We start from the raw sequence: 3,509 nt of genomic DNA on the forward strand, positions 1-3,509 counted from the left end.
CCTGTGGGAGCGGGCTTGCTCGCGAATGCGATCTGTCAGGCAAAAAAAAGCGCGGCTGACTCACCGCGCTTTTTCTGGCACCGCCCTTTATTGCGCCTGGGTCTGCGTCGCAGCGGGCTTTGCCGCCGGTTTCTTCACCGGAGCGGCTTTCTTCACTGGCGTTTTTTTAGCCGGTGTCTTGGCCACCGGCTTTTTGGCCACTGGTTTGACCGTTGCTTTCTTCGCCGGCTCAACCTTGGCCGGGGCGACCGGTGCAGGCGCTTGAACGGGTGCAGGCGCTGGCACCGGGGCTGGCGCTGGAGCAGGCGCAATCGGCGCGGCGGCCTTGACCGGCTCCTTATCCGAGTCGCCCCCAAACAGGTTGGTGAAGAAATTGCCCTTCTTCGCCGCCACCGCACCGGCCGCTGCTGCCGCTGCCACCGGCACGACCTTGGCCGGTTCAAACGATTTGCCTGCCGCCAGGTCTTGAACCTGGCTGGCCGCCCGCTGACCGCTACGCAACGCGCCCTCCAGGGTGCCCGGATACAAGGTGTCGGTGTGTTCGCCGGCAAAGGCTACGCGCTGCAACGGCATTTCCCACAGGCGCCAGTACTTGCTGATCTGGCCCGGCCCAAAGGCCAGGTACGCGCCGCCCATGGACGGGTCGGTGCTGTAGCGGCGAATTTCATAACCGGTGAAGGCACCCCGAGCCTGCGGATAAAACGCGTGCAAGCGAATCAGCACCTGATCGGCCATCTGCTTGTCACCAAAGGCCTGCATCACCCGGGCGTTGTCGCCGGACAGGTTGACGACCACATTGGCGCCGCCCTTCATGGCCGGCTCGATCCACATCATGCCCAGGCCGGTGTTGCTGTAGATCTCACCCGACATGCGCGCCTTGCTGTCCCAGACCGGGGTCTTGAACTTGAGCATGATCTGGTCGCGCCAGCCGTAGTTGGTGCCCTTGATCGCGCCCTGATGCCGGGCGTCCAGGGCCGGGGTCAGCTGGATTTTGTTCAGGGCTCGCAACGGCACGGCCAGCACCACGTAGTCAGCTTGATAGCCGACGCTGCCAACCTTGACGGTGACGCCGTCCTTGTCTTGGGAGATGGCCGAGACGGGGGAGCTGGTCTTGATGGTTTTCAGTTGCTTGACGAAGGCCTGGGCCAACACAGGGCTGCCACCCAGCAGGCGCGCAGCGCGCAGGTCACGGTCGGACACACCACGGTAGACCCGGGTCTGCTGGGCAAAATACAGCAACGACAGCCGCGACGGTTCGTCATAGCGGGTGCGGATCTGCTGGTTCACCAACTGCCGCGCGGTGGCCGGCAATTGCAGACGGTCGAGCCAGTTGGAGACGCTGATCTGGTCCAGAGCGTGCAACGTGTTGTTGGCCGACGGATTCTGTGGGTCTTCAATGGAACGCGCCAGGTCGTCCAGGGTGGTTTCGTAGCGTTTGAGGGCTTCGGCCGTGGCCGGTTGCTTAGTCGTCAGGTCAGCGGCGGTGAAGTAGGTGCCGTCGATCAGATAGCTGGGGGTGCGCACGAACTCCGGGGCCGGTGTGGTGCTCAGCTTGAAGGTCGAGATGTACTTGTTCAGTACCGGCTGAGTTTTTTCGTTGCCGATCCATTCACTGGTGGCCATACCCGAACGACCGCCCAGGCTTGGCTTGGCTTCCAGCAGGGTTACCTGCCAGCCTTTGTTCTGCAGCTCGTAGGCCGCCGTGAGTCCGGCCAGGCCGCCGCCGATGACGATCACCGTCGGTTGCTTGTCCTTGGCCAGCGCACAAACGCTGAACAGCCCCATCACCACCAGCGCACAGGCGCGCAGCCAACCAGCAGACATTCAGCGAACTCCGGATTAAAACGCAGGAATCAGTTTGAGCCAGACAGGCTCTAGAGAACGGCGAAGAATACGTCAGCCATCAAAACGCCGCCAGCGACGTCTATCGACTCGTGCAAAGTAGCCGGGACGACACAATGGGTTGTCCCCAGGGCCGCCATTGCATAGGCTTGCGCGATTGTTTTGCCCGCGCCCGCCGCGAGCCGCCTCGAGGAGACTGTATATGGGCCTGAATAACCAGTGGATGCAACGCGACCTAGCGGTGCTGTGGCATCCCTGCACCCAGATGAAAGACCACGAAAAGCTGCCGCTGATCCCGATCAAGCGCGGTGAAGGCGTGTGGCTGGAAGACTTCGAAGGCAAGCGCTACCTCGATGCCGTCAGTTCCTGGTGGGTCAACGTGTTCGGCCATGCCAACCCGCGGATCAATCAGCGCATCAAGGACCAGGTCGATCAACTGGAGCATGTGATCCTCGCCGGCTTCAGTCACCAGCCGGTGATCGAGCTGTCCGAGCGCCTGGTGAAGATGACGCCTAAAGGTCTGACCCGGTGTTTCTACGCCGATAACGGCTCGTCCTGCATCGAAGTGGCGATGAAGATGAGCTTTCACTACTGGATCAATCGTGGCCAGCCGGCCAAGAAGCGCTTCGTCACCCTGAGCAACAGCTACCACGGCGAAACCATCGCGGCGATGTCGGTGGGCGACGTGCCGCTGTTCACCGAAACCTACAAGGCGTTGCTGCTGGACACGATCAAAGTGCCGAGCCCCGATTGCTACCACCGCCCTGAAGGCATGAGCTGGGAGGAGCATTCGCGCAACCTGTTTGCCGCGATGGAACAGACCTTGGCCGAACACCACGACACCGTGGCCGCCGTCATCGTCGAGCCGCTGATCCAGGGTGCCGGTGGCATGCGCATGTATCACCCGGTGTACCTGAAGCTGCTGCGCGAGGCGTGTGATCGCTATGGCGTGCACCTGATCCACGACGAAATCGCCGTCGGCTTCGGCCGCACCGGCACGATGTTCGCCTGTGAACAGGCCGGTATCACCCCAGACTTCCTCTGCCTGTCCAAGGCCCTGACCGGCGGCTACCTGCCGCTGGCGGCGTGCGTGACCACCGATGAGGTCTACAGCGCGTTCTACGACGACTACCCGACCCTGCGCGCCTTCCTGCATTCCCACAGCTACACGGGCAACCCGTTGGCCTGCGCGGCGGCCCTGGCGACGCTGGATATCTTCGAAGAAGACCACGTCATCGAAAACAACAAGGCCCTGGCCCAGCGCATGGCAAGCGCCACCGCGCACCTGGCCGATCACCCGAACGTGGCCGAAGTGCGCCAGACCGGCATGGTCCTGGCCATCGAGATGGTCAAGGACAAGGCGAGCAAGACCGCTTACCCCTGGCAGGAACGTCGCGGCCTGACGGTGTTCCAGCATGCCCTGGAACGCGGCGCGTTGCTGCGACCGCTGGGCAGCGTGGTGTATTTCCTGCCGCCGTATGTCATCACCCCCGAGCAAATCGACTTCCTGGCTGAAGTGGCCAGCGAGGGCATCGACATCGCCACCCGGGACCAGGTCAGCGTGGCGGTGCCGAAGGACTTTCATCCGGGGTTCCGGGATCCGGGTTAAAACCTCGGTGTTCTTGTTGGAATACTGGTGTGGTGAGGGGATTTATCCCCGCTGGGCT

At 62.6% G+C, this 3,509-nt stretch carries 2 protein-coding genes; one reads left to right on the forward strand and one right to left on the reverse strand.

Going from position 1 to position 3,509, the window contains the following annotated elements; genetic code table 11:
* Positions 1 to 87 precede the first annotated feature (87 nt).
* A complete protein-coding gene (locus tag HU811_RS25920) occupies positions 88 to 1,824 on the reverse strand; it encodes a flavin monoamine oxidase family protein (protein WP_092401541.1) in 1,737 nt (578 codons plus the stop codon).
* A gap of 220 nt (positions 1,825 to 2,044) precedes the next feature.
* Between HU811_RS25920 and HU811_RS25925 the strand changes: the two genes are divergently transcribed.
* Positions 2,045 to 3,451: an adenosylmethionine--8-amino-7-oxononanoate transaminase gene (locus HU811_RS25925; protein WP_092401538.1), complete on the forward strand. Its 1,407-nt coding sequence runs from the start codon at positions 2,045 to 2,047 to the stop codon at positions 3,449 to 3,451.
* The last annotated feature ends 58 nt before the right edge of the window (positions 3,452 to 3,509 follow it).

The sequence above is a fragment of the Pseudomonas tehranensis genome (genome assembly GCF_014268615.1).
Lineage (GTDB): Bacteria > Pseudomonadota > Gammaproteobacteria > Pseudomonadales > Pseudomonadaceae > Aquipseudomonas > Aquipseudomonas tehranensis.